This is a genomic window from Brevundimonas sp. EU05-FHT14B07 (assembly GCF_058790795.1).
This window is the reverse complement of record NZ_JBYTCZ010000003.1, coordinates 202,063-225,977: the sequence shown is the minus strand read 5'-3', so window position 1 is coordinate 225,977 and position 23,915 is coordinate 202,063. Positions and strand designations below refer to the sequence as shown.

General features: G+C 64.4%; 22 protein-coding genes. 10 read left to right on the top strand and 12 right to left on the bottom strand.

Annotation, left to right across the window (positions count from 1 at the left end; genetic code table 11):
* The first annotated feature begins 54 nt into the window (after positions 1-54).
* Both AC3WRC_RS08960 and glnA read left to right on the top strand, forming a co-directional pair.
* Positions 55-393, top strand: coding sequence for a P-II family nitrogen regulator (locus AC3WRC_RS08960; protein WP_008261682.1), 339 nt, complete (start codon positions 55-57; stop codon positions 391-393).
* A gap of 81 nt (positions 394-474) precedes the next feature.
* Positions 475-1,881 (top strand): type I glutamate--ammonia ligase, encoded by a 1,407-nt coding sequence (gene glnA / locus AC3WRC_RS08955; protein WP_492303613.1) that lies wholly within the window; start codon positions 475-477, stop codon positions 1,879-1,881.
* A gap of 99 nt (positions 1,882-1,980) precedes the next feature.
* On the opposite strand, the gene tatC is transcribed toward glnA, so the two are convergent.
* The 3 genes from tatC to AC3WRC_RS08940 are packed head-to-tail and all read right to left on the bottom strand — an operon-like array spanning position 1,981 to position 3,688.
* Positions 1,981-2,871, bottom strand: coding sequence for a twin-arginine translocase subunit TatC (gene tatC / locus AC3WRC_RS08950; RefSeq protein ID WP_055810012.1), 891 nt, complete (start codon positions 2,869-2,871; stop codon positions 1,981-1,983).
* Complete coding sequence (gene tatB / locus AC3WRC_RS08945; RefSeq protein WP_492303612.1) at positions 2,868-3,446, bottom strand: Sec-independent protein translocase protein TatB; 579 nt, start codon at positions 3,444-3,446, stop codon at positions 2,868-2,870. Before tatB ends, tatC begins: the two co-directional genes overlap by 4 nt.
* A 23-nt stretch (positions 3,447-3,469) precedes the next feature.
* Positions 3,470-3,688, bottom strand: coding sequence for a twin-arginine translocase TatA/TatE family subunit (locus tag AC3WRC_RS08940; protein WP_017503863.1), 219 nt, complete (start codon positions 3,686-3,688; stop codon positions 3,470-3,472).
* A 111-nt stretch (positions 3,689-3,799) separates the two neighbouring features.
* On the opposite strand from AC3WRC_RS08940, the gene rnhA reads away from it, so the two are divergent.
* Positions 3,800-4,252 (top strand): ribonuclease HI, encoded by a 453-nt coding sequence (gene rnhA, locus AC3WRC_RS08935; protein ID WP_066628408.1) that lies wholly within the window; start codon positions 3,800-3,802, stop codon positions 4,250-4,252.
* Here rnhA and AC3WRC_RS08930 read toward each other — a convergent pair.
* The 7 genes from AC3WRC_RS08930 to kdsA all read right to left on the bottom strand — a co-directional run bounded on the left by AC3WRC_RS08930 (position 4,249) and on the right by kdsA (position 11,658).
* The gene (locus AC3WRC_RS08930; RefSeq protein WP_492303611.1) at positions 4,249-5,646 is read right to left on the bottom strand and encodes an MFS transporter; all 1,398 of its coding nucleotides are present in this window, start codon (positions 5,644-5,646) and stop codon (positions 4,249-4,251) included. The two genes, rnhA and AC3WRC_RS08930, sit on opposite strands and share 4 nt — an antisense overlap.
* 30 nt (positions 5,647-5,676) lie before the next feature.
* On the bottom strand, positions 5,677-6,135 hold the full coding sequence (locus tag AC3WRC_RS08925) for an NfeD family protein (RefSeq protein WP_492303610.1): 459 nt from the start codon (positions 6,133-6,135) through the stop codon (positions 5,677-5,679).
* 17 nt (positions 6,136-6,152) lie between these two features.
* The gene (locus AC3WRC_RS08920; protein ID WP_066551520.1) at positions 6,153-7,142 is read right to left on the bottom strand and encodes an SPFH domain-containing protein; all 990 of its coding nucleotides are present in this window, start codon (positions 7,140-7,142) and stop codon (positions 6,153-6,155) included.
* A 75-nt stretch (positions 7,143-7,217) separates the two neighbouring features.
* A complete protein-coding gene (locus AC3WRC_RS08915) occupies positions 7,218-8,309 on the bottom strand; it encodes a DUF3089 domain-containing protein (RefSeq protein ID WP_492303609.1) in 1,092 nt (363 codons plus the stop codon).
* The gene (gene rfaD / locus AC3WRC_RS08910) at positions 8,309-9,298 is read right to left on the bottom strand and encodes an ADP-glyceromanno-heptose 6-epimerase (protein ID WP_492303608.1); all 990 of its coding nucleotides are present in this window, start codon (positions 9,296-9,298) and stop codon (positions 8,309-8,311) included. Before rfaD ends, AC3WRC_RS08915 begins: the two co-directional genes overlap by 1 nt.
* An 8-nt stretch (positions 9,299-9,306) precedes the next feature.
* Positions 9,307-10,761 (bottom strand): D-glycero-beta-D-manno-heptose 1-phosphate adenylyltransferase, encoded by a 1,455-nt coding sequence (gene rfaE2, locus AC3WRC_RS08905; RefSeq protein WP_492303607.1) that lies wholly within the window; start codon positions 10,759-10,761, stop codon positions 9,307-9,309.
* 18 nt (positions 10,762-10,779) lie between these two features.
* Positions 10,780-11,658 carry a 3-deoxy-8-phosphooctulonate synthase gene (gene kdsA / locus AC3WRC_RS08900; RefSeq protein ID WP_492303606.1) on the bottom strand — a complete coding sequence of 293 codons (879 nt, stop codon included), beginning with the start codon at positions 11,656-11,658 and terminating at the stop codon, positions 10,780-10,782.
* A 111-nt stretch (positions 11,659-11,769) separates the two neighbouring features.
* Between kdsA and AC3WRC_RS08895 the strand changes: the two genes are divergently transcribed.
* Genes AC3WRC_RS08895 through sseA form a run of 3 tightly spaced genes read left to right on the top strand, consistent with a single transcriptional unit; the run spans position 11,770 to position 15,301 of the window.
* Positions 11,770-13,227 (top strand): cryptochrome/photolyase family protein, encoded by a 1,458-nt coding sequence (locus AC3WRC_RS08895; protein ID WP_492303605.1) that lies wholly within the window; start codon positions 11,770-11,772, stop codon positions 13,225-13,227.
* Between the two features lie 32 nt (positions 13,228-13,259).
* Entirely contained in the window at positions 13,260-14,480 is a 1,221-nt protein-coding gene (locus AC3WRC_RS08890; protein ID WP_492303604.1) for a class I SAM-dependent methyltransferase, read from the top strand.
* 17 nt (positions 14,481-14,497) lie between these two features.
* Positions 14,498-15,301, top strand: a complete 804-nt coding sequence (gene sseA, locus AC3WRC_RS08885; RefSeq protein ID WP_492303603.1) for a 3-mercaptopyruvate sulfurtransferase — start codon at positions 14,498-14,500, stop codon at positions 15,299-15,301.
* Positions 15,302-15,303: 2 nt separating this feature from the next.
* Here the strand turns inward: sseA and AC3WRC_RS08880 are convergent, their stop codons facing one another.
* Together AC3WRC_RS08880 and AC3WRC_RS08875 are read right to left on the bottom strand one after the other, a co-directional pair.
* Positions 15,304-16,626 (bottom strand): dicarboxylate/amino acid:cation symporter, encoded by a 1,323-nt coding sequence (locus tag AC3WRC_RS08880; RefSeq protein ID WP_492303602.1) that lies wholly within the window; start codon positions 16,624-16,626, stop codon positions 15,304-15,306.
* Between the two features lie 33 nt (positions 16,627-16,659).
* Positions 16,660-17,727, bottom strand: coding sequence for an amino acid ABC transporter substrate-binding protein (locus AC3WRC_RS08875; RefSeq protein ID WP_492303601.1), 1,068 nt, complete (start codon positions 17,725-17,727; stop codon positions 16,660-16,662).
* 104 nt (positions 17,728-17,831) lie between these two features.
* Between AC3WRC_RS08875 and metC the strand changes: the two genes are divergently transcribed.
* The 4 genes from metC to AC3WRC_RS08855 are packed head-to-tail and all read left to right on the top strand — an operon-like array spanning position 17,832 to position 23,900.
* The gene (gene metC / locus AC3WRC_RS08870; RefSeq protein ID WP_492303600.1) at positions 17,832-19,010 is read left to right on the top strand and encodes a cystathionine beta-lyase; all 1,179 of its coding nucleotides are present in this window, start codon (positions 17,832-17,834) and stop codon (positions 19,008-19,010) included.
* A 23-nt stretch (positions 19,011-19,033) separates the two neighbouring features.
* Complete coding sequence (locus AC3WRC_RS08865) at positions 19,034-20,380, top strand: O-antigen ligase family protein (protein ID WP_492303599.1); 1,347 nt, start codon at positions 19,034-19,036, stop codon at positions 20,378-20,380.
* The gene (locus AC3WRC_RS08860; RefSeq protein ID WP_492303598.1) at positions 20,355-22,439 is read left to right on the top strand and encodes a DNA topoisomerase IV subunit B; all 2,085 of its coding nucleotides are present in this window, start codon (positions 20,355-20,357) and stop codon (positions 22,437-22,439) included. The genes AC3WRC_RS08865 and AC3WRC_RS08860 overlap by 26 nt, the downstream gene beginning before the upstream one ends.
* Positions 22,440-22,487: 48 nt before the next feature.
* Positions 22,488-23,900, top strand: a complete 1,413-nt coding sequence (locus tag AC3WRC_RS08855) for an FAD-binding oxidoreductase (protein ID WP_492303597.1) — start codon at positions 22,488-22,490, stop codon at positions 23,898-23,900.
* Positions 23,901-23,915: the final 15 nt, after the last annotated feature.

Below are 23,915 nucleotides of genomic sequence, written 5' to 3'. Positions count from 1 at the left end.
TGTCCCATTCGCGCCCGAGCGCCGCTGCATTCCGTGCGCCGCTCCGGGGTCGCCATGAAGAAAATCGAAGCCATCATCAAGCCCTTCAAGCTGGATGACGTCAAAGAGGCGCTCCAGGACGTGGGCGTGCAAGGCATGACTGTGCTGGAGGCCAAGGGATATGGTCGCCAGAAAGGTCATTCCGAACTGTATCGAGGCGCGGAATACGTCATCGACTTCCTGCCCAAGATCAAGATCGAGGTGGTCGTCGCCGACGACCTTGCGCCCGCGGTTGTCGAGGCCATTCAAACCTCGGCTCGCACAGGCAAGATCGGCGACGGCAAGATCTTCGTGTCCGATGTCGCCGAGGTGATCCGCATCCGCACCGGCGAAACCGGAGCCCAAGCCGTCTGACCTGACTACCCTCCCCGGCCTTCGGCCCTCGGGTCGCTGTCCGGTCTCCTCCCCAAACGACAAGAACAGGACTTTCCGAGAATGAGCGCCAGCAAGATCCTCAAAGAGATCAAGGATGGGGAGGTCCAATATGTGGACGTCCGCTTCACCGACACGCGCGGCCGTCTGCAGCACGTCACCTTCGACGTCGATTTGGTCGACGAGGACTTCCTGAACGAAGGCACGATGTTCGACGGCTCGTCGATCGCCGGCTGGAAGGCCATCAACGAGTCCGACATGCTGCTGAAGCCGGACCTGACCACCGCCTATATCGATCCCTTCTATCAGCAGAAGACGATGTTCCTGTTCTGCGACGTGCTGAACCCGGACACCGGCGAGCCTTACAACCGCGATAGCCGCTCGATGGCCAAGAAGGCGCTGTCCTACGTCCAGTCATCGGGCGTGGGCGACCAGGTCTTCTTCGGACCGGAAGCCGAGTTCTTCATCTTCGACGACGTGCGTTGGTCCACCCAGCCGCACGATACCGGCTACAGCTATGATTCGACCGAGTTGCCCGCCAACACCGGTGCTGAATATTCCGAAGGCAATATGGGCCATCGCCCTGGGCCCAAGGGCGGCTATTTCCCCGTCAATCCGGTCGATTCCGGACAGGACCTGCGTGGCGAAATGCTGGGCGTCATGCGCGATCTGGGCCTTCAGCCCGAGAAGCACCACCACGAGGTGGCTCCGGCTCAGCACGAACTGGGCCTGAAGTTCTCGGACCTGCTGACCATGGCCGACCGCCTGCAACTCTATAAGTACGTGATCCACAATGTGGCCCACGCATACGGCAAGTCGGCGACCTTTATGGCCAAGCCGATGTTTGCGGACAACGGTTCGGGCATGCACGTTCACATGTCGATCTGGAAGGACGGCAAGCCCCAGTTCGCCGGCGACAAGTACGCTGGTCTGTCGCAGGAATGTCTGTGGTACATCGGCGGCATCATCAAACACGCCAAGGCCATCAACGCCTTCGCCAACTCGACCACCAACAGCTACAAGCGTCTGGTCCCCGGCTATGAAGCCCCGGTGAAGCTGGCCTATTCGGCCCGCAACCGTTCGGCCTCGATCCGCATCCCGCACGTCTCCTCGCCCAAGGCCAAGCGCTTGGAAGCCCGCTTCCCCGACCCGATGGGCAACCCCTATCTGACGTTTGTCGCCCTGCTGATGGCCGGTCTGGACGGGATCGAGAACCGCATCGATCCGGGCGCGCCCGCCGACAAGAATCTCTACGACCTGCCGCCGGAAGAGCGCGGCTCGATCCCCGAGGTCTGCGGCTCGCTGCGTGAAGCGCTGGAGAACCTGGATAAGGACCGCGCCTTCCTCAAGAAGGGCGGCGTCATGGATGACGACTTCATCGACAGCTATATCGAGCTGAAGATGGAAGAAGTGATGCGTCTGCAACTGCACCCGCATCCGGTCGAGTTCGACATGTACTACAGCTGCTGATCACCTGATCGCAGTCAAGACAAAGGGCCGGGGATCGCTCCCCGGCCTTTTTTGCATGGCCTGGCTGTTTCGAGCAGCGACCGACGCGCCGCCGTGGCGCTAAGCGATCTCGGCTTCCAGATCGTCCGCCTTCTTGCGGCGCAGCTCGATCAGTCGCACGCACCAGATTGAAATCTCGTAGAGAATGACCAGCGGCACGGCCAGCATCAGTTGGCTGATCGGATCGGGCGGCGTGACGACCGCTGCGACCACGACCACGGCGACGATGGCGTAGCGCCGACCGGCCGCCATGACCTTGGAACTGATCAGACCGGCGAGGCCCAGAAGAGTCGTCACCACAGGAAGCTGGAAGCAAAGACCGAAGGCGAGCAGCAGGGAGGTGACCAAGCTGAGGTAGTCGGAAATCTTAGTGGTTTGCGCCACGGATATGCCGTCGGTCGCCACCTGCTGGCTCAGCGAAAACAGCATCACGAACGGCAGCATGACGTAATAGACCAGCGCCCCGCCCAAGCAGAACATCACAGGCGCGGCGATCAGGAATGGCAGAAACGCCCCGCGCTCGTTGCGATAGAGACCCGGCGCCACGAACCGGTACATCTGCCACGCCATGACAGGGAAGGTCAGGACCGCCGCGCCAAAGGCCGCGATCTTCATCTTGGTGAAGAGCTGTTCCAGCGGGGCCGTGGCGATCAGCTGGACAACGGCGGCGCTGCCTGGCGGATAAGGTTTGATCCCCGTCATCACCGCGATCAGTTCGATGGGATTGGCGTGACCGCCGGTCGCCAAAGCTGCGGCATGGATCGCCACGGCGGCCTGATACGGCTTGATCAGCGCAATCTGAATCTGATTGGCGAAGGCGAAGCAAAGGATGAAGGCCAGGAAGAAAGCCACCACACAGATAAGCAGCCGCCCGCGCAGCTCAATCAGGTGATCCATCAGCGGCGCACGCGACGCCTCGATCTCGGCCTCGTCACGATCGGAAGGCGTCACAGGTCAACGGCTTTCTTGCGCGAGGTCTTGGGCTTGGCGGCTACAGGCTTGGTCTTGGCGGCTGGCGCGGCGGTCTTCGGTTTGGCGGCTGACCGAGGTTTGGCCGTCGCCGATCCGGAGACGGACGTCCCCGCCTTGGTCTTTGGGACTGTTCGCTTGGGTTTCGTCGCCGTAACGGGCTCAACAGGCGCCGGCGTGTCAGGCCATTCGTCGGCCGCAGACGTCATGATCGGCGCCTCCGTTTCGGGCGCAGGCAGGGCAGCCGCCGCAGTCGGCCCGGTCAATCCGGCGTTGATGTCCTTGAAGGCGGCGTCCGCCTCGGCGCCCAGGGGATACATGGCCCCCTGCCCCGTCCGCAGCGCCTCGACCTCCTTGCGCAGGTCGTCCAGTTCGGACTGACGCGCCATCTCGTCGAAACTGGATCGGAACTCATTGGCCATGGCGCGCGCCTTGGCCACCATCTGACCGACGCGACGCATCAGGACAGGCAGGTCCTTTGGCCCCACCACAAGCAGGGCCACCAGACCGATCACCACTAATTCGAAACCCCCGATACCGGGGCCGAGCCCGCCCATGCGTCAGCCCTTACAGACGACGACTAGCGCTTCAGCTCTTCCTTTTCCGCCTCGGTGCGCGGCAGCGAGCTGACGCCTTCGTGCGGGCCGTCCTTCTTGTCTTCGTCCTTCAAACCGTCCTTGAAGGCGCGGATGCCCTTGGCGGCGTCGCCCATGATGCCCGACAGCTTGCCCCGGCCGCCGAACAGCAGCGCGATGACGACGATGACGATGGCCCAGTGCCAGATGCTCATGGAGCCCATGGCGTATTCTCCTCGCGGGGATCGGTCATCCGATCCCATCCACTCTTATTCGACCCGCATATAGGCGCAGTGATGGCCCCGCGCCAAGGGAGGCTGTAGGTCTGCGCGACCATGAGTCCCTCCGATCACGTCATCATCCACACCGACGGCGCCTGCAAGGGCAATCCGGGCCCAGGAGGCTGGGGCGCCGTGCTTCAGGCCGGCGGTGGCCACGAGAAGGAACTGTGGGGCGGCGAGCCCAACACGACCAACAATCGCATGGAGCTGATGGCCGCGATCATGGCGCTGGAAGCCCTGAAACGGCCCTGCAAGGTCGAACTGCATACCGACAGCAAGTACGTGATGCAGGGAATCACCGAATGGATGCGCGGCTGGAAGGCGCGCGGATGGCTGACGGCCGACAAGAAGCCTGTGAAAAACGCAGACCTGTGGCAGCGGCTGGACGCGGCGCGCCTGCGTCACGACGTGAAATGGCGATGGGTGAAGGGTCATGCTGGACATGAACTGAACGAACGTGCCGACCAACTGGCGAATCGCGGTGTCGCGGAACTGCCCCGGCGCTAGACCGCCTCCACCTCCTTGTCCGGCTCGGCTGGACCTCGGCGGACGCGCGACCCGCTCATCACCGCGCCAAACAGAGCCGTGACGGCCGCGATCTGGAACCCGTGACCGACGCCGTTGATCGGCGCGGCCGACAGCAGGAAAGCCACCACCACGGCGCCCAGGGATTGCCCGACGACCCGCGCCATGCCCAGGAAGCCTCCCGCTGCGCCGGCGCGATCTTTCGGGGCCTCCGACAACATGGCGCGATTGTTGGGCGACTGGAAAAGTCCGAAGCCCGCGCCGCAAAGGGCCATGCGCCAGATGATGTCGAAATGGCTCGAATCGGCATTGAGAAAACTGAGCGCCATCAGGCCGCAAGCAAACAGGCTAAGGCCGATGGCGCCCAGCACGCCCGCCGAATAGCGATCAGACAGATGGCCGGCCAGCGGCGCTGCGATCATGGTCGCCAGTGGCCAAGGCGTCATAAGCAAGCCGGTCTGGACCGCCGTAAGCCCCAACGCTGCCTGGAGAAAGAAGGGCAAGGCCACGAACGCCATCATCTGAGCGGTGAAGGATATGACCGAGGTTGCGACCGACAGGCTGAACATCGGTCGCGCCAGCAGGTCGAGGGGGATCAGCGGCGATGTCCGTGAGCGCTCGTGGCGAATCAGCAAGATCCCGGCTGCCAGCCCTGCCCCTGTCAGACCGAAACCCAAAACGGCCGCTTCGCCATGCGCCAGCGATTGAAGGCCGGTGATCAACAGGCCAAACGCGGCGGCGTTCAGCGCAGCCCCGACCCAATTCAGCTTTCGCGGCTGAAGTCGGTTGTGCGGCAGGGTGAAACCCGCCAGCGACACCGCTAACAGGCCTATCGGCACATTCAGCGCAAACAGCCAGCGCCAGTGTCCGACAGCCAAGATTGCGCTGGCGATGGTCGGCCCCGCCGCCGCCGCCAGCGAAACGATCACCGCGTTGATTCCGACCGCGCGACCCAGCAGTCGCTGCGGATAGGTGTAACGGACCAAGGCTCCGTTGACGCTCATGATGCCCGCTGCACCGAACCCCTGAACAACGCGGGCGAGGCTGAGCGTCTCGATGGAGTTGGCGAACACACACGCGATGGAGGCCAGGGTGAACACGGCCAGTCCCGCCTGTGACACACGCCGATAGCCAACGATTTCGCCCAGCGACGCCAGTGGCAAAAGAGCGACCACGATGGCGATCTGATAAGCGTTGACGATCCAGATCGAGGCGGCCGATGACGCCTGTAATTCCTGCGCAATCGACGGCAGGGCGACATTGGCGATCGCGCCATCCAGAACGGCAAGCGTGATGCCCAAGCCGATGGATACGATGGCCCAGTAGCGCCTAGGCGTCGGCAAACCGTCCGTGACGGCGTTCTGGCTGTCTGTCATGCCTGACGAACGCCGATGCGACCGTTGCGTTCAGACGGGTGATTGCACCGTCAGCAAGGAGCCGTTCACGCGCATCACGACGACATCCTGTCCTTCGACCGGCGCCTCGCCCACGATCTCGGCCGGCCATTCGGCCCCGGAGATGAAGACGCGGCCACGGCCCGAAACGAACGTCTCGACCACCCTCGCCCGCTGGCCGACCAGACGGCTGTCGCGGTCATTGATGTCGGGACCGTCGGGATTGGCTTTGGAGATCAGACGACGGGACAGCAGGGTGGCGATGACGGTCAGAACCGCGAAGACCGCGACCTCGCCCGGCACCCCCAACCGCACGCCCGCTGCGGTCATGACCGCGACGACGCCGGCCGAAACAGCGGGCCACAGCAGCCATTCGGTCGAGAACATCGCCTCGACCGCCAGCAGCAGGACCCCGATCGCCAACCAGATCCAGAACGGCTGGGCGACATAGAGATCAGCAAGCGACATCATGGGTCAGCCTCCTTGGATCAGGCCGAGGGTGGAACCGAGCCCCCGGCGGGGCGGCGGGGCGGCGCGGGCCGCACGGGCGGCGTCGCGGCCGAGTTTTGATCCTTGGCCAGGCTGACCATCTCGCCAATGCCGGCGATCGTGCCGACCAGGGCTCCCATTTCGGCAGGCACGATGACAGTGCGCTGCTGCGGACTGCGCGCCAGTTCCGCGAAGGCCTCGACGTACTTCTGAGCCACGAAATAGTTGATGGCGTTGACGTCTCCGCGGGCGATGGCTTCCGACACCATGGCCGTGGCGCGGGCCTCGGCTTCGGCCTCGCGCTCGCGCGCCTCGGCGTCGCGGAAGGCGGCTTCCTTGCGACCCTCGGCCTGAAGGATGGCAGCCTGTTTGGCGCCCTCGGCGCGGGCGATGGCGGCGGATTTCTCGCCGTCGGCCTCGGTGATGACGGCCCGACGTTCGCGCTCGGCCTTCATCTGACGGGCCATGGCGTTGGTGATGTCGGTCGGCGGGGTCAGGTCCTTGATCTCGATCCGATTGACCTTGACTCCCCACGGCTCGGTCGCTGCGTCGATGACATGCAGCAGTCGCGTGTTGATGCTGTCGCGCTGGCTCAGCACCTCATCCAGTTCCATTGAACCGACGACGGTCCGCAGATTGGTCATGCACAGCTGCGAAATCGCATAGGGCAGATCGTCGACGCGATAGGCGGCGCGGGCGGAATCCATCACCTGGATGAAGACGATGCCATCGACCTTCACCATGGCGTTGTCCTTGGTGATGACCTCCTGGGTCGGCACGTCCAGCACCTGTTCCATCATGTTCATGCGGCGGCCGACGCGTTCCACGAACGGCGTCAGAAAGCCGATGCCAGGGCTCAGCGTCTTGGTGTACTTGCCGAAGCGTTCGACCGTAAATTCACGGCCTTGCGGCACGATCTTGATCACGCTGATCAACAGCACGATGGCCAGCAGCAGCACGACGCCGGCGAAGATGGTGGTCACGTCCATTCAGATCCCTCCCTGACGCGGCAAGCTTACCCGCTACGCGCGAGCGGCGCCAGACAAACCGGGAGGACGGCCGCTTTAAAGGCCGTGCTTGGCCCGCCAGGCCGCCAGACGCACGCTGACGTCACGCTCGATGTCGCCGTAGAAAAGATTATAGGGGACGATCTTGCGCCGATCCGCCCAGCTGCCGCCAGCCGTCAAGAAATCGGCGTCCGGCGCACTATGCCACAACAGGCCGCCACGGCATTCGGTGGAGATCAACCGACCAGTGAGAGCCGGTCGGGCGCCCCATTCCAGGCCGGTCGCATTGGTCGCGCCGCTGTGCTGACGCGCAGGGGCGCGCGGCTGGCTCGCAGCACCCGTCACTGGATTCACGCAGATGGGATCGGTCGACAAGTTCACCAGATCGCCGCGATCGTCCCATTCCAGAGCGCGTCTCAGCTTTCGCCGCGCGCCCGGTTCGTCGCCGTCCTGCACCGACGCCCAGGCCACTACACATCCCGTTTGACCAGCGGCGTCGCAGGGTGAGATCGCCTGCCGGAACATCTCGCTCCCGACCAGGGTCTCGATCAGATAGGCGGCGACAAGCCTGTCCTTCAGCGCCGGTTCGGCGCGGAGTTGGTCGCGAACCAGGCGCGCCGTCAGCTCCCCGCCCTGTTCGACCCCCGCGATAACGATGGGGCCAGAGGGATGCCGCTGCAGCCACAATTCGAAGGCGGCCTTCACGTCCTCATAGGCGAAGGCGCGCGCTTCGCGCGCGTCGTCACGCAAGGTCAGTCGCGTATAAAGGCTGGCTTGGCGATAAAGCGGCGCGCTGACCCTGCCTTCTCGGGCGAAGGGCGACGCATAGTTGGGCAGCACGACGCGACGCATATAGGCGTTGGCCCGCGCATCGTCGATCGGCCCATTCCACTCGGCCCCGCCATCGAAAGTGGTCGGCATGACGAAGAAGACCGCCGCCTGGTTAGGCGCGCCCTGATCGATCAGCGCCCAGGAGGATGTCTTTCGATAGTCGGGCGCGGGCGGCGGCTTGTAGGTTTGAAACGGCACCTGCGGGTCCAGACCTGCCCTCAGGATGTCGCCGCTCCAAACCGCGACGGCCGCCGTCAGCACGAAGACGGCGGCGAAGCCTGCATATCCGACCCATTGCCTGAAGGTCAGCCGACGCATCAGCGGTACGGATCAGCCGTGGCGAGGAAGTCCTGCACGTAGCGCCGCACGCCCTCTTCCAACGGCGTGAAATGACCCTCGAAGCCTGCGGCGCGGATGCGGTCCATGCGGGCTTCCGTGAAATATTGGTAGCGGTCGCGGATCGACAGGGGCGTATCGACATAGTCGATGGAGGGCGTCTTGCCGGCGGCGTCGAAAGTGGCGAGCGCAAGATCGGCGAACGACCGCGCCTGACCCGATCCGGCGTTGAAAATGCCCGAGACCTGCGGCGACTGAAGCAGAAACTCAATGATATCGACCACGTCGTCGACATAGACGAAGTCCCGCATCTGGCCGCCATCCGCATAGTTCGGATTGTGCGACCGAAACAGGGTCACAGTCTCGCCAGCCTCGACCTTGGGCCAGATTTGAGCCACGACCGATTTCATTCCACCCTTGTGACCTTCGTTTGGGCCATAGACGTTGAAGAACTTCAGCCCCGCCCACTGGGGCGGCGCCTGACCCCGATCCGCCTGCCGAACAGCATACTGGTCAAACAGCATTTTCGAATAGCCATACGCATTTAGCGGGCGAAGCTGCGACAATGAGTCTGCATCGTCATCGTCGTTGAAGCCCGTTTCGCCGTCGCCATAGGTGGCAGCGGAAGACGCGTAGATCATCCGCGAGCCCCGAATTGCGCACCAGTCCCATAGGTCGCGCGACAGGGTGAAGTTGGTCCGCAGGATCAGGTCAGCGTCCGGCTCGGTCGTCGAAGAAATCGCGCCCATATGAACCACGGCCTCGATCCGCTCGGCGTGGCGCTCCAGCTGTTCGAACAATTCTTCGGGCGACCAGAAGTCAGCGATCGCGTGTTTGGCCAGGTTCTTCCACTTGGCCAGGTCGGCCGTCTCCAACCGATCGCAGACGACGACATCATAGGCGGTCTCGGCTGTCAGCCGCGCAACGATGTTTGAACCGATGAAACCGGCGCCTCCGGTCACGACGATCATTCTCGGCGTCACTGCGCGCTCCCTGTCATCTTCTCGATCGTTCGCGTGGTCGAATAGCCGTCCTTGAAATCCGCCAGCTTGACCTCGCCGCCCCAGCTTTCGACCAGATCGCCGCCCACGACGCCCTCTCGCGTATAGTCCGAGCCTTTGATCAGAACATCAGGACGCAACCGTTCGATTAGGGCGATCGGCGTCGGGTCATCGAAACTGGTGACGCGATCGACGCTGGCCAGCCCGCCGATGACGACGGCGCGACTGTCCAGATCATTCACAGGGCGCCCCTCGCCCTTCAGTCGCTTGACCGATGCATCGGTGTTCAGCGCCACGACCAGACGATCGCACCAGCTGCGCGCCTGGGCCAGATAGGCGACGTGGCCGCGGTGCAGAATGTCGAAGCAGCCGTTGGTGAAACCGACCTTCAGGCCCTGACGTCGCCAGCCCTCGACCTCGACCGCCAGCTCGTCGATCGGCGTCACCTTGGATACCGCAGCGGTGGCGTACTGGCTTAGTTCGGCTTCGATAAGCTCGGCGGGTGTAACCACGGCCGTGCCGGCCTTCCCGACGACCACGCCCGAGGCCAGGATGGCGAACTCGACCGCCATCTCCAGCGACGCGCCGGCGCCCAGCGCCAAACCGATGGCGGCCAGGCCTGTATCGCCAGCGCCAGACACGTCGAAGACCTCGCGCGCCCGGCCGGGGAAGTGCTTCACCGGTTCGCCGCGCCGCGCCAGGCTCATGCCCTTGCCCGCACGGGTGACGATGATCGCCTTGGCGGTCGTGGCCGCCAGCAAGGCGGCAAGCGCCATCTCGACCTCGGCGTCCGTGCCGACCGGCAGACCTGTGGCGCTGGCCAGTTCCAAAGCATTGGGCTTGATGACATCGACAGCGCCGTAGCGAGCGAAATCCCTTCCCTTTGGATCGACGACAATCGGCGCACCGGATTTCTGCGCCGCGTTCAGCGCCGAAGCCAGAAGTGCATCGCCGACGACGCCCTTGGCGTAATCTGAGAGCAAATAGACCGACGCATTTGTAAAGGCAGCCGAATCTTGGATCGAGGTCGGCGCAGCCTCGTCATCCAAACGCAACAGCTGTTGCCCTCCCGAAACGAAGCGCGTCTTCACGATGGTGGACGCGCCTGCCGGCCTCGCCACGACGTCTTCTATGTGCGGCTCGGCGGCGATCAGAGCGGTCAGTTCCGCTCCAGCCGCGTCGTCGCCGATCACGGCGCCCAGCCGCGCCACCCCACCCATAGCCGCGATATTACGCGCGACGTTGCCGACGCCGCCCGGCATGGCGACGGTGCGGCTGGTGCGGAGCACAGGGATCGGCGCCTCGGGCGAGATGCGGCTCACCTCGCCATAGACGTAGCGATCCAGCATCAGATCGCCGACGCAGGCGATCTTCAGGCCGCGCACGCGCTCCAACAGGCTTTGAAGGGCGCCCAGATCCAAGGTGTCAGACATGGGTCCGACCTAGAGGATTCAGGCGGCCTGCGCCACCGGCGCCTTGGCCCCGATCTTGATGGCCAGGTCGTCGAAGGCGATCAGTTCGGCGGCCAGGGCCTCGAACTGGCTCAGCGGCACCATGTTTGGGCCATCCGACGGCGCATTATCCGGATCCTGGTGCGTTTCCATGAAGACTGCATCGACGCCGACGGCCACCGCCGCGCGCCCGAGCACCGGCACGAACTCGCGCTGACCGCCCGACGACGCGCCCTGCCCGCCCGGCTGCTGAACGCTGTGGGTCGCATCGAAGACGACGGGGCAGCCGATCTCTCGCAGCACCGGAAGCGCTCGCATGTCGCTGACCAGAGTGTTGTAGCCGAAGCTGGCGCCGCGTTCGCAGGCCATGACGTTCGGATTGCCGGCGCCGACGACCTTGGCGATGACGTTCTTCATGTCCCAAGGAGCCAGGAACTGACCCTTCTTGATGTTGATCGCCTTGCCGGTGGCGGCGGCGGCCAGCAGCAGGTCGGTCTGGCGGCTGAGGAAGGCCGGGATCTGCAATACATCGACGACCTCGCCGACGGGACCGCACTGAACCTCGGAGTGGACATCGGTCAGGGTCGGAAGGCCTGTGACCTCGCGAATCTCGGCGAAGATCGGCATGGCGTCTTTCAGACCAATACCGCGCGCGGCGCTGGCGCTGGTCCGGTTCGCCTTGTCGAAACTGGTCTTGTAGATGATGCCGACGTTCAGCCGATCGCCGATTTCCTTCAGGGCATGGGCCGTCTCCAGCGCGTGCTGGCGGCTCTCCATCTGGCAAGGACCGGCGATGAAGGCGATTCTTGCGCCGCCGCCGATGACGACAGGCGTCCGAAGACCTTCGGACAACGTAATGACTGCGTTGGGTCGGCTCACGAGGCGGCTCTTTCGACGTTCGGTGTTGTGGAGGCGGCTTTTGCCGCAGCTATTGGGCCATCAGGTGGCGCTCTGAAGGGATGAGCGCAAGTTATCACGGAGTTCGCCCGCGTGGCCACCAAACCTGTCATCCTGTGGTTTCGCCGCGATCTGCGACTGCATGACAATCCCGCCCTGAACCACGCGGCGGAGACCAGGCGACCAATCCTGCCCGTCTACATTCTAGACGAACATTTCGAGCGGCCGATGGGCGCCGCGTCGCGCTGGTGGCTCGACAAGTCGTTGAGGGCGCTGGATGCCGCGCTTCAATATCGCGGTTCGCGCCTGATTCTGCGCAAGGGCAATGCGCTGAGCCAGCTTCAGGCGCTGATCGCCGAAACCGGCGCCGACGTTGTTTTTATGAACCGCCTGTTCGAACCAGAGGCGTTTGAGCATGACGCCGAAATCGCCCATACGCTCAAGGCGGACGGCGTCGAATGCCGTGGCTTCAATGGCGCCCTGCTCTGCCGCCCGGGCGAGGTGCTGAACGGTTCGGGCCAGCCGTACAAAGTCTTCACGCCGTTCTTGAGAGCTCTGCTGTCCACGGCCGAGGCGCCGGCTCACACAACGGGACCTCGCCAGATACAGACGCCCGAAACGGTTCAATCCGACGACCTCGACGGCTGGAAGCTGCACCCCCACCGTCCGGATTGGTCCAAGGGCTTCGACTGGACGCCGGGGGAGGATGGGGCCTCGCAGGCCTTATCCAGGTTCATACCATCCGGCCTGAAGACCTATGCGAAGGATCGCGACTTTCCCGACCGGCAAGGCGCCAACAGCCGCCTGTCGCCGCATCTTCACTGGGGCGAGATCAGCCCTTGGCGTGCAATAGACCGAGCCCAACAGGCAGCCAAAGACGGCAAGGTGTCATCGTCGGAGGCCGACAAATTCATTGCTGAGATCGGCTGGCGCGAGTTCTCCGCGCACCTGCTGCACCATTTTCCCTATCTTACCGAGCGCGCGTTCCGTCCCGAATATGACGCCATGCCCTGGTTTAAGGACGACGCGAGCCTCAAGGCGTGGCGACAGGGACGGACCGGATACCCGTTGGTGGACGCCGGTATGCGCCAGCTCTGGACGACGGGCTGGATGCATAATCGGGTTCGGATGGTCGTCGCCTCCTTCCTGATCAAGCATCTGCTGATCGACTGGCGCGAAGGCGAAGCCTGGTTCTGGGACACGCTGGTGGATGCCGACCGGGCCAGCAATGCGCAGAACTGGCAGTGGGTCGCAGGCTCTGGCGCAGACGCTTCCCCCTTCTTCCGCATCTTCAATCCCATCACGCAGGGTGAAAAGTTCGATCCCGACGGCGGCTATGTCCGTCGGTGGGTGCCTGAACTTCGCCGCCTGCCGGACCGCTGGCTACAGTCACCCTGGAGCGCACCCGCTGAAGTGCTGCGTGACGCCGGAATCGTTCTAGGGCGCGATTACCCCAAACCGATCGTCGAACACGAGAAGGGCCGCGCCCGGGCGCTCGCTGCCCTGAAGACCGTTTCCGGTCGCGGCGACGACCACAGCGACCGTGATTGACCCCCTTTGTATTCCGCGTTGAAAGTCAAAAGATGAGCGTCGCACACGCCGATATCGAAGCCGTCGCCAGCCGAACACCGCGCGTGTTCGCCATGCTGCTGCGGCTTCTGGCCGCCAACTGGACCTTCGGCCGCTTGACCGTGCAACTGCCCAATGGCGAGACCCATGTGCTTCAAGGCAAGCGGCCGGGTCCCAGCGGCATGATGACCGTGCGCGACTATCGGTTTGCACGCCGCGTCCTGGCGGCCGGCGATATCGGCTTCGCCGAAGGCTATATCGCGGGCGAGTGGGACAGTCCGCACCTGGCCGGTCTGCTCGAAACCTTGGTGGACAACTACGATCACATCCGGCGCCTGTTCGACGGCAACCTGATCATGTGGGTGGTCAACTGGCTGAGCCACCGCACCAATCGTAACAGCAAGACCGGATCGAAGAAAAACATTCACGCCCACTACGATCTGGGCAACGCCTTCTATTCCCAGTGGCTGGACGGCACGATGACATATTCATCGGCCCGCTTCAGCCGCGATGGTGAGGCGTTGGAGGTGGCGCAGCGTGAGAAATACGCCGCCCTGGCCCGAATGATGGATCTTCGGCCAAGCATGTCAGTGCTGGAAATCGGCTGCGGCTGGGGCGGCTTCGCCGAGTTCGCGGCGCGCGAGATCGGCGCCAAGGTCACCGGGATCACGATTTCCAAAGAGCAGCACGATTTCGCTCGCCAGCGCATGTTCAACGCGGGTTTGAGCGACCGCGCCGATATTCAGCTGATCGACTACCGCGATGTGCAGGGTCGATTTGATCGGGTGGCGTCCATCGAGATGTTCGAGGCTGTGGGCATGGAGTACTGGCCCGCTTACTTCGGCAAGGTCCACGACGTGCTTAAACCTGGCGGCAAGGCCGGACTGCAGATCATCACGATCCAGGACGACCTGTTCGACGAATACAATGCCCGGACGGATTTCATCCAGAAGTATGTCTTCCCCGGCGGAATGCTGCCCTCCGAAGACCGGCTGGCGCCGGTCGTGTCGAAAGCCCGACTGTCATGGCAGTCGGTGGAACGGTTCGGCCTCGACTACGCTGCGACGCTCAAGTTTTGGGATGAACGTTTCCAGGCGTCCTGGGGCGAAATCAGCAAGCTTTCCGGCTTTGACGAAAGATTCCGCCGGCTCTGGCACTTTTATCTGGCCTATTGCGAGGCCGGATTCCGCTCTCGCCGCACCGACGTCATCCAACTGAGCCTGTCTCGCCTATGAGCCCGCTAATTTCGACAATGGACCTTGCCGCGCGATTGGGCGCGCCCGATTTGCGGATCGTCGATAGCAGTTGGCATCTGGACGGCCGCGACGCGCGCGCCGATTTCGAACAGGCCCATATCCCTGGCGCAGTCTTCTTCGATCTGGATGCGATATCGGATCGCGACAGCGCTTTGCCCCACATGATGCCGACGCCAGAGGCCTTTGGGGCGGCGGTCGGGACGCTGGGCCTCTCCGTCGATGACCAGATCGTCGTTTATGATACAGCCGGATTGTTCTCGGCGGCGCGCGTCTGGTGGATGCTGAAGACGATGGGCGCGACGAGGGTTCAGGTGCTCGACGGCGGCCTGCCGCGCTGGCGTGACGACGGCCTGCCAACCGTCTCCGGGCCTTCAGTCGCAGATGCAAAAGACTTTTACGCCAACATGGCGCCCAATGCTGTCGCCTCGTTGGATGACGTGCGCGCGGCCTTGGCCCAGGATGCCCAGGTCGTAGATGCGCGCGGCGCACCACGATTCAAAGGCGCGGCGCCCGAACCTCGCGCCGGTGTTCGGAGCGGCCACATGCCCGGCGCGCGCAACCTCCCCTACGACCGATTGCTAAACGACGACGGCACGATGAAGCGTGGCTCAGCTTTGGTGCAGGCCTTTGCGGACGCCGGTGTGGATATCAGCCGCCCCGTCATCACGACCTGCGGATCCGGAGTGACCGCCGCATTACTGACGCTGGGCCTGACAGAACTCGGTCGTCCGTCGCAGCTTTATGACGGCTCTTGGGCGGAATGGGGCGCCCGAACGGACACCCCCGTCGAGACCCGCTGAGATCAGGCCGGCGGCGCCACGGGGACGACATCGTCGGCGTCGATCTGTTCGTCTTCCTCACCGCGCGAAACGACAGTCGCCAGAACCAAGTCGCCCGTGACGTTGAGCGTCGTGCGGCACATGTCCAGGAAGCGGTCGACGCCCAGGATCAGTCCGATGCCTTCAGGCGGCACCTTCACCATCACCAGAATCATCGCCACGACCGGCAGCGAACCGGCCGGCACGCCCGCCGTGCCGATACCGCCAAGGATGCAGACCAGCATGACGATGATCTGCTGCGTGATCGTCAGGTCGATGCCGAAGAACTGGGCCAGAAACAGCACCGTCACGCCCTCAAACAAAGCCGTGCCGTTCTGATTGGCGGTGGCGCCGACCGTCAGGACGAAGCGGGCGATCTTGCGCGGCAGCTTCAGCTCCTGCTCGGCCGCCTTAAGCGACACCGGCAGAGACGCGTTGGATGAAGCCGTCGAGAAGGCCACCACCATCGGCTCGCGCACGCCCTTGAAGAACGCGATCGGCGACCGTCCGCCAAGGATCCAGATCACCAGCGGGTAGACGACGAACATGTGGATCGCCATCGCGCCCACCGCGACGCCGACATAGGCCGCCAGCCGCACCAGCAGGTCCCAGCCGAACAAAGCCGCCAGGTTGAACATCAAGCAGGCGATGGCGATGGGGGCCAGTTTGATAAAGAGGTTGATCAGCTTCATCGTGACTTCGAACATGCCCTCGATGACCTGCTGCAAGCGGTCGGTCGCGGGCGACTTGGCCATCACCAGGCCGATGCCGAAGAACAGAGCAAACACCATCACCGGCAGGATCTGGTTCTCGGAGGCAGCGGTGAAGACGTTCGACGGGATCAGGTCGAGGAAGAAATCGCCCAGCTGGATGGTTTCGGGCGCGCCGCTGACGATGCCGGCGGCGCCGTCACGTCCTTGTTCCAGCAGTTGTTGCGCCAGCACCGGATCGACGCCTCGGCCAGGCTGGAAGACATTGACCATCACCAGGCCGATCACCACGGCGATGCTGGACACCAGAATGGTCAACAACAGAGTCTTGACCCCCGCGCGACCCAGCGAGCTGAGGTCGCCCATCTCGGCCACCCCGACCACCAGGGCCGAAAAAAGCAGCGGGATCACCATCATGAACAGCAGACGCAGGAAGATCTGACCCAGCGGTCCGGTGACGTTGTCCGTCAGCCAGACCACCCAGGCCGTATCCGCTCCCAGCGTCAGATTGACCAGCAATCCCCCGATCAGACCGACCGCGAAACCGATCAACATCAGCCAGTGCAGCGCAAGGCCGCCGCGTTTCGTCTCGGTCATCTGTCCCCCAGGAAGCGATGCAAGCGTCGGCGCTTATCGGATCGGCAGGCCATAGATCAAGCCGGCCGGGCGCGCGTTCCATTGTGCGTTCAAACCGCGCGCCAGGTCGAGCGCCGATTGCGACCCCAGATTCCGCTCGAAGATTTCGCCATAGTTTCCGACCGCACCCACGGCGTCCTTGGCCCAGGCGTTCGACAGCCCCAGCATGGGTCCGAACTCGCCCTCGGCGCCCAAAAGACGTCGCACGCGTGGGTCCGTCGTCGTCTTGAACTGATCTTCGGCATTGGCCTTGGTGACCCCGAGTTCTTCGGCCAGCATTAGGGCGTTTAGGGTCCAGCGGACGGTCGAGGCCCAGCGTTCGTCGCCCGCCTTGACTACCGGCCCCAGCGGCTCCTTGGACGCCACATCGGACAGGATCACATGCTCGTTGGGATTGGTCAGCACAGTCCGCGCGGCGGCTAGCGCGGAGATGTCGGCGCTGAACGCGTCGCAATCTTCACGGCCATAGGCGTCGCGCGCCGCTTCCTCAGTCTCGAACACAACGGGCCGATATTCGATGCCGCGAGACCGGAAATAGTCGGCGGCGTTGGCCTGGGACGTCGAACCCGACTGAACGCACACCCGCGCGCCCGTCAGTTCTGTCGCACTGTTCAGGTTCAGCGAGCGCCGGACCAGAAAGCCCTGGCCGTCGTAATAGTTGATACCGGCGAAGACGAACCCCTCGCCCGCGTCGCGGCTCATCGTCCAGGACGAGTTGCGCCAGAGCACATCGATGCGGCCGTCGTTCAGCGCCGTGAAACGATCCGACGCCGACAGAGGCACGAACCGCACCGCATCGGCATCGCCCAGCACCGCCGCCGCCGTGGCGCGACAGAAGTCCACGTCGAAGCCGCGCCACTGGCCGCGATTGTCGGTGTAGGCAAAGCCGACTAACCCCTGATGCACGCCGCAGTTCAGGCGACCCCGACGTTTGATGGCGGCCAGCGTCGGGCTTTTTCCGACCGCAGTCGAAGACGCTTGCGCGGGCGTGGCGGGGCCGGTTTCCGGCGCAGGGCTGGCGTCCTTGCGCCCGCAAGCCGTCGTCATCAGCACAACGGCCATCGCTCCGATCGTCCAGCACCGCATCGCGTTCCTATCCCTCGCCGCTTGCGCCCCGCTGGCTTTAGAGGCCTTTAGGGGCCGATCCGCAACCCATCGGAGGGGCCATGTCGCCGCTTTCGGACCGCACCCGCCTGATCGCCGCTGCCACGCGACGCGGCCAGGGTCGGCGCGGCGTCAATCCACCGATCGAACGCGCCTCGACGATGTTGAGCGACAGCGCGGCCGTCATGCGCGACGAGACGGACGGGCCGACCTATGGCCTCAGCGGGACCAGCGCCGCCCGCGATCTCCGCCGCGCCCTGGCCGACCTGGAGGGGGCAGAAGACGCCTTTCTGGTTCCGTCGGGTCTTGCTGCCGTCACGGTTTCGCTGCTGGCGCTTTTGAGACCGGGCGACGAGGTGATCACGACAGACGCCGTCTATGGTCCGACGCGCCGGTTCCTGAGCCGGTATCAATCGACCCGCGGCGTCACGACCCGCTTTTTGCCCGCAGACGCAGACGCGCAGGCTGTTCTGGCCGCCATCGGCGAACGCACGCGGTTGGTGCTGATGGAGTCGCCAGCCTCTCTCACATTCGAAATGGTCGATGTCGCCGCCGTGGCCCAGACCTGCCGCACACGAGGCGTCCTGACGGTGGTCGATAATACCTGGGCCGCCGGCCTGGCCTATCGTCCGCTGGCCCATGACGTGGATGTCAGTGTCCAGGCCGTGACCAAATATGTCGGCGGTCATTCGGACGTGCTGATGGGCAGTATCGCTTCAAACAATCCCGCCTGCCTGCGCGCCATCGGCGATACTATCGAGGATCTTGGCTGGCATGTGTCGCCCGACGACGCCTGGCTGGCGCTGCGCGGCCTGCGGACTCTGCCGCTGCGCTATGCCGAACAGGCGCGGTCGGCCTTGATCGTCGCGGAGTGGCTGCACGCTCGACCCGAGGTGTCCCGCGTCCTTTACCCACCCCTGCCCGGCTCGATCGGCCATGACCTGTGGCGGCGAGATTTCACCGGCGCCGCGTCCCTGATGGGCGTGGTCACGAAAGGCGGCGACAGGGCGGCGGGCGAGGCGTTGCTGAACGCCCTGACCCTATTCGGTCTGGGCTATTCCTGGGGTGGGTTCGAAAGCCTGATCACTCACGAAACCCATCAGATGGACTACCGCAACCATCCGCCCGCGCTTGAGGGCGAACTGATCCGACTGCATGTCGGTTTGGAAGACCCCTCAGAACTGATCGCCGATCTGGAACGAGGTCTCGCCGCCTTCACCGCCGCGCTCACGGTTCCTTAAGCGACGCAAAGGACTGTGCGCCCGTGCGTGAACCGCCCGTTCATATCCCGGATGATTCTCCGCCGCTGTGGGAACAGTGGGCGGCCGGCTTCGTCGTCTTCATGCTGACCGGCGCCCTTATCGCGCCCGTCATCGCGCCGACCCAGGTCGAGACGCCGATCCTGCGGTTCATCTGGTTGCCGGTCTATGCCGTCATCGCCGGCCTGATCGTCTTTCGCTTCGACAAGGTCATCCGCGCCTGGCCGGCATGGCTGATGATGTTCGCCCTGGTCGCCCTGTGCTTCGTCTCGAAATACTGGTCCATCGACCCCGAGGTCACGGAGCGCCGTGTCATCGCCATGGCGATCAACAGCGCCTTCGCCATCTATCTTGGCGCCCGCTTCCGTGACGACGCCCTGCCGCGCGTCCTGATGTACACCTGTCTGGTGATGGCGGTCGGCAGCCTGATCATGGTGTTCGGCTATCCGAAGGTCGGTGTGCACCAGTTCGACAACGCCGGCCTGTGGCGCGGCCTCTGGTACGAGAAGAACCAGATGGGGCTGGTCATGGTGGTGGGCGCCGTCTCCGCCGCAGCGACCCTGGCCGCCGATCATATCGCGGGACGCAGCCACCGGTTCTGGATCTGCCTTCTGACATTGGGCCTGACCACGCTCCTGGTGCTCGCCACCCAATCCAAGACATCGCTTCTATGCTGGGGCCTGGGCCTGGGCATGATCGGCGGATGGTGGGCGTTGAAACAGGGCGGCGCCGTCATCACCGTCATCGGCATCTGGCTTGCCGTCATCGTTGCGGCGGGCGCAACCTGGCTGTGGAACTCCGACTCCGCCGCGATCCTGGAGGCGCTGGGTAAAGATCCGTCGCTGACAGGCCGCACCCTTATCTGGGAAGCCTTGATGCGAAAGGTCGCCGAACGCCCCTGGACGGGATACGGCTTCAGCGCCTTCTGGGGCGTGGACTCGATCCCCGCGCGCGAAATCCGCATCGAGACCCAATGGCCCGTCCCCTCCGCCCACAACGGCTGGATCGACCTTCTCGTGCAGTTGGGCTGGCCCGGTGCGGCGGCTGTAGGCGCCATCATGGCTATCTCTGCGATCTTCGTCATCGCGCGCACGAACGGGCTTAGTGCGCGCGAAGGCTACTGGAGCATCTCCTATCTGTCCGCCTTCACCGCTTTGAGCCTGTCAGAGAGCGTTCTGCTGACCCACGCCAACCTGCCATGGATCCTGATGCTGGCGATTATGGCCCGCGCCGTGACCTTCGATCCGGCCCCGGTTCGTGCGCCGCTTGCTCGACCGGCCTCACGGGCCTACCAGACCCGGTCCCGAATCGCCTCAGACTATTTGAATGGCCGCCGACCTCTTCGCTTTTGACGACGAACCCGAAGCTCGCAAACCCGAGCCGCCCAAGCCTGTTGCGGTGACCCCGCCTGCGGCTGCGCCCATTATCGCCCCAACCCCCGCGCCGCCACCTGTTCAGGCCACAGCGACGACGGCAGCCGCCACCGGCTATTCCGCCTCCTCCATTGAAGTGCTGGAAGGGCTTGAACCCGTTCGCAAACGCCCCGGCATGTATATCGGCGGCACCGACGAGCGCGCCCTGCACCACCTGTTCGCCGAAGTCCTGGACAACGCCATGGACGAGGCGGTGGCGAAGCACGCTAAGCTGATCACCGTCGATCTGGACGCCGAGGGCTATCTGTCGGTGCGCGATGACGGTCGCGGCATCCCGGTCGATCCTCACCCCAAACATCCCGGCAAGTCGGCGCTGGAAGTCGTCATGACCGTCCTCCACTCCGGCGGCAAGTTTTCCGGCAAAGCCTATGAAACCTCTGGCGGTTTGCACGGCGTCGGCGTCTCGGTCGTCAACGCCCTGAGCGAAAGCGTCGAGGTCACGGTCTGGCGCGACGGTTTCGAATGGAAACAGGCCTTCAGCCGCGGCCACGTCCTGGCCCCGATCCAGCAGATCGGCCCGTCCAAGAAGCGTGGCACCCTGATCCGCTTCAAGCCCGACGACGAAATCTTCGGCATGGGCGCGGCGTTCAAGCCCGCCCGCCTGTTCCGTATGGCCCGCTCCAAGGCCTATCTCTTCCGAGGCGTAGAGATCCGGTGGACCTGCGCGCCGGAACGAATCACTGACGCCACCCCGACCCAAGCCAGCCTGCACTTCCCCGGCGGCCTGGCCGACGCCCTTGTTGATCGGATCGGCGAACTGGACACCGTCACCCCCACCTTCGCCGGCCGTGCCGAGCGTCAGGGCGAGGCGGGCGCATTCGAATGGGCCGTCACATGGTCGCCCATCGGTTTCGGCGAATCCGACGGGTTCATCCAGTCCTACTGCAACACCGTCTCGACGCCCGACGGGGGCACGCACGAAGCCGGCTTCCGCGCCGCTCTCGTCAAGGGTCTAAAATCCTATGGCGAACTGACCAACGAAAAGCGCGCCGCCATCATCACGGCCGAGGACGTCATCGCCAACGCCGGCGCCCTGATCAGCGTCTTCATCCGCAATCCCGAGTTCCAGGGCCAGACCAAGGACCGCCTGTCCTCGCCTGAGGGGACGCGCATCGTGGAGCAGTTGCTCCGTGACCCGCTGGATCACTGGCTGACTGAAAGCCCCAAACAGGCCAACGCCCTGCTTGGCTTCGTCATCGACCGGGCCGAAGACCGTTTGCGTCGCCGCAAGGACAAAGAAGTCCAGCGCGCCGCCGCCACCCGCAAACTACGCCTGCCAGGCAAGCTGTCGGACTGCAGCCGCCAGTCGGCCCAGGGCACCGAGCTGTTCATTGTCGAAGGCGATTCGGCCGGCGGCTCGGCCAAACAGGCGCGCGACCGCACGACCCAGGCCATTCTGCCCCTGCGTGGTAAGATCCTGAACGTCGCCTCGGCCACGGCGGACAAACTGCGTCAGAACGTCGAACTGTCCGACCTGGCGCTCGCCATGGGCGTCCAGCCGGGCAATCGCTTCAACATTGACGACCTGCGCTACGAGCGGATTGTCATCATGACCGACGCCGATGTCGACGGCGCTCACATCGCAGCCCTGCTGATCACCTTCTTCTATCGCGTCATGCCCGAGACCATCCGCCAGGGTCGGGTCTTCATGGCCCTGCCGCCGCTGTACCGAATTTCGGCCGGCCCCTTGAGCGAATACGCCCGCGACGACGCGCACCGCGACGAACTGCTGAGCACCGTCTTCAAGGGCAAGAAGACCGAGATCGGCCGGTTCAAGGGCCTGGGCGAAATGATGGCCTCCCAGCTCAAGGAGACCACCATGGATCCCAAGAAGCGGACCCTGGCCCGCATCACGGTCCCCGACGCCGAAACCAGCATCGAAGACCTGGTCGAACGCCTGATGGGCAAGCGCGCCGACGCACGCTTCCAGTTCATTCAGGAAAATGCGCAGTTCGTGAAAGAAGAACTCGACGTCTGAGGCCCCAGCGGCCCTTCCAACGCAAGACAACGCCTGACAAAAGGGGGCATGCAGACGCCCGCCCCCTCCGCCGCCGTGCTCGACGAACTGAAGGCCGCGCTGGGTCCGGGCGGCTGGACCCAGGATCCTGATGTCATCGCCCCGTCGCTGACCGAATGGCGCAATCGCTGGACCGGCAATACGCCGATCCTGTTGACCCCGCGTTCGACGGAAGAGGTCGCGCGCGCGGTGACGATCTGCGCTCGTGAGGGCGTCGCCATTACGTCCCAAGGCGGCGGCACCGGCTTGGTCGGCGGCCAGATCCCCTTCGGCGAGGTCCTGCTGTCGACCCGCAAGATGCGCGCCGTCCGCGATGTGACCCCGCTCGACGACGCCATGACGGTCGAGGCCGGCCTGACCCTGCTTGAGGCGCAGCGAGCGGCGACGGCGGCCGGTCGCTACTTCCCGCTCAGCCTGGCGGCTGAAGGCTCGGCAACCATCGGCGGCGTCATCTCCACCAACGCCGGCGGCACCCAGGTGTTGCGCTACGGCATGATGCGCGACTTGGTGCTGGGCCTTGAAGCGGTCATGCCCAACGGCGAAATCTTCCGGGGCCTGAAGCGTCTGCGCAAGGACAACACCGGCTACGACCTGAAACAGCTGCTGATCGGCGCCGAGGGCACATTGGGCGTCGTGACCGCCGCCACCCTGAAACTCTTCCCCATCATGCGCTCGCGCGCCGTCGCGGTGGTCGGCCTGGAAACCGCCGCCGCCTCCGTCGAACTGCTCGCACGCGCTAAGGCCGAGACGGGCGGCGGGGTCGAGGCCTTCGAACTGATGAAGCGCCTCGGGATGGAACTGGTCCTCAAGAACATCCCCGACACCCGCGAGCCGCTGGACTCGACGCCCGAGTGGTATGTCCTGATCGAGGTCGCCTCCGGTACGCCCGGCGGCGCCGAGGCCCAGATCGAGGCATTGCTGGAGGTCGCTTTCGAGCAAGGCCTGATCACTGACGCCACCATCGCCCAGAATGACGCCCAGCGCGCCGCCTTCTGGCGCCTGCGCGAGGAGCATTCGGCGGCGCTGAAGCCCGAAGGCGGCGGCTGGAAACACGACGTCTCCGTCCCGATCAGCCGCATCGCCGAATTCATCGACGAGGCCTCAGTCGCCGTCGAACGCTTCCATCCCGGCGCCCGCATCTCGGTCTTCGGCCATGTCGGCGACGGCAATCTGCACTACGACATTCTGCCGGGCGTCGGTCAGGACATCCCTGCCTTCATCGGCCGCTGGAAAGAAGGGTCGCAAGTCGTTCACGACGTTGTCGGAACCTATGACGGCTCCATCTCGGCCGAGCATGGTCTTGGCCGGCTGAAAACCGAAGAGGTCAAACGCTACAAGTCCCTGCTCGAGATCGAAACCATGGCCGCCATCCGCCGCGCCATCGATCCCAAGCGGATCATGAACCCAGCCGTTTTGTTCTAGCGACCCTAATCGCCG

What these genes read in the sequence shown, in the direction of transcription:
- glnA (WP_492303613.1), top strand. Translation starts at nt 475, where the DNA reads ATGAGCGCCAGCAAGATCCTCAAAGAGATCAAGGATGGGGAGGTCCAA.
- rfaE2 (WP_492303607.1), bottom strand. Translation starts at nt 10,761, where the DNA reads ATGTCTGACACCTTGGATCTGGGCGCCCTTCAAAGCCTGTTGGAGCGC.
- sseA (WP_492303603.1), top strand. Translation starts at nt 14,498, where the DNA reads ATGGACCTTGCCGCGCGATTGGGCGCGCCCGATTTGCGGATCGTCGAT.
- rfaD (WP_492303608.1), bottom strand. Translation starts at nt 9,298, where the DNA reads ATGATCGTCGTGACCGGAGGCGCCGGTTTCATCGGTTCAAACATCGTT.
- rnhA (WP_066628408.1), top strand. Translation starts at nt 3,800, where the DNA reads ATGAGTCCCTCCGATCACGTCATCATCCACACCGACGGCGCCTGCAAG.
- AC3WRC_RS08930 (WP_492303611.1), bottom strand. Translation starts at nt 5,646, where the DNA reads ATGACAGACAGCCAGAACGCCGTCACGGACGGTTTGCCGACGCCTAGG.
- metC (WP_492303600.1), top strand. Translation starts at nt 17,832, where the DNA reads ATGTCGCCGCTTTCGGACCGCACCCGCCTGATCGCCGCTGCCACGCGA.
- AC3WRC_RS08925 (WP_492303610.1), bottom strand. Translation starts at nt 6,135, where the DNA reads ATGATGTCGCTTGCTGATCTCTATGTCGCCCAGCCGTTCTGGATCTGG.
- AC3WRC_RS08940 (WP_017503863.1), bottom strand. Translation starts at nt 3,688, where the DNA reads ATGGGCTCCATGAGCATCTGGCACTGGGCCATCGTCATCGTCGTCATC.
- AC3WRC_RS08880 (WP_492303602.1), bottom strand. Translation starts at nt 16,626, where the DNA reads ATGACCGAGACGAAACGCGGCGGCCTTGCGCTGCACTGGCTGATGTTG.
- AC3WRC_RS08875 (WP_492303601.1), bottom strand. Translation starts at nt 17,727, where the DNA reads ATGGCCGTTGTGCTGATGACGACGGCTTGCGGGCGCAAGGACGCCAGC.
- AC3WRC_RS08960 (WP_008261682.1), top strand. Translation starts at nt 55, where the DNA reads ATGAAGAAAATCGAAGCCATCATCAAGCCCTTCAAGCTGGATGACGTC.
- AC3WRC_RS08915 (WP_492303609.1), bottom strand. Translation starts at nt 8,309, where the DNA reads ATGCGTCGGCTGACCTTCAGGCAATGGGTCGGATATGCAGGCTTCGCC.
- AC3WRC_RS08855 (WP_492303597.1), top strand. Translation starts at nt 22,488, where the DNA reads ATGCAGACGCCCGCCCCCTCCGCCGCCGTGCTCGACGAACTGAAGGCC.
- AC3WRC_RS08920 (WP_066551520.1), bottom strand. Translation starts at nt 7,142, where the DNA reads ATGGACGTGACCACCATCTTCGCCGGCGTCGTGCTGCTGCTGGCCATC.
- AC3WRC_RS08890 (WP_492303604.1), top strand. Translation starts at nt 13,260, where the DNA reads ATGAGCGTCGCACACGCCGATATCGAAGCCGTCGCCAGCCGAACACCG.
- tatB (WP_492303612.1), bottom strand. Translation starts at nt 3,446, where the DNA reads ATGGGCGGGCTCGGCCCCGGTATCGGGGGTTTCGAATTAGTGGTGATC.
- AC3WRC_RS08860 (WP_492303598.1), top strand. Translation starts at nt 20,355, where the DNA reads ATGGCCGCCGACCTCTTCGCTTTTGACGACGAACCCGAAGCTCGCAAA.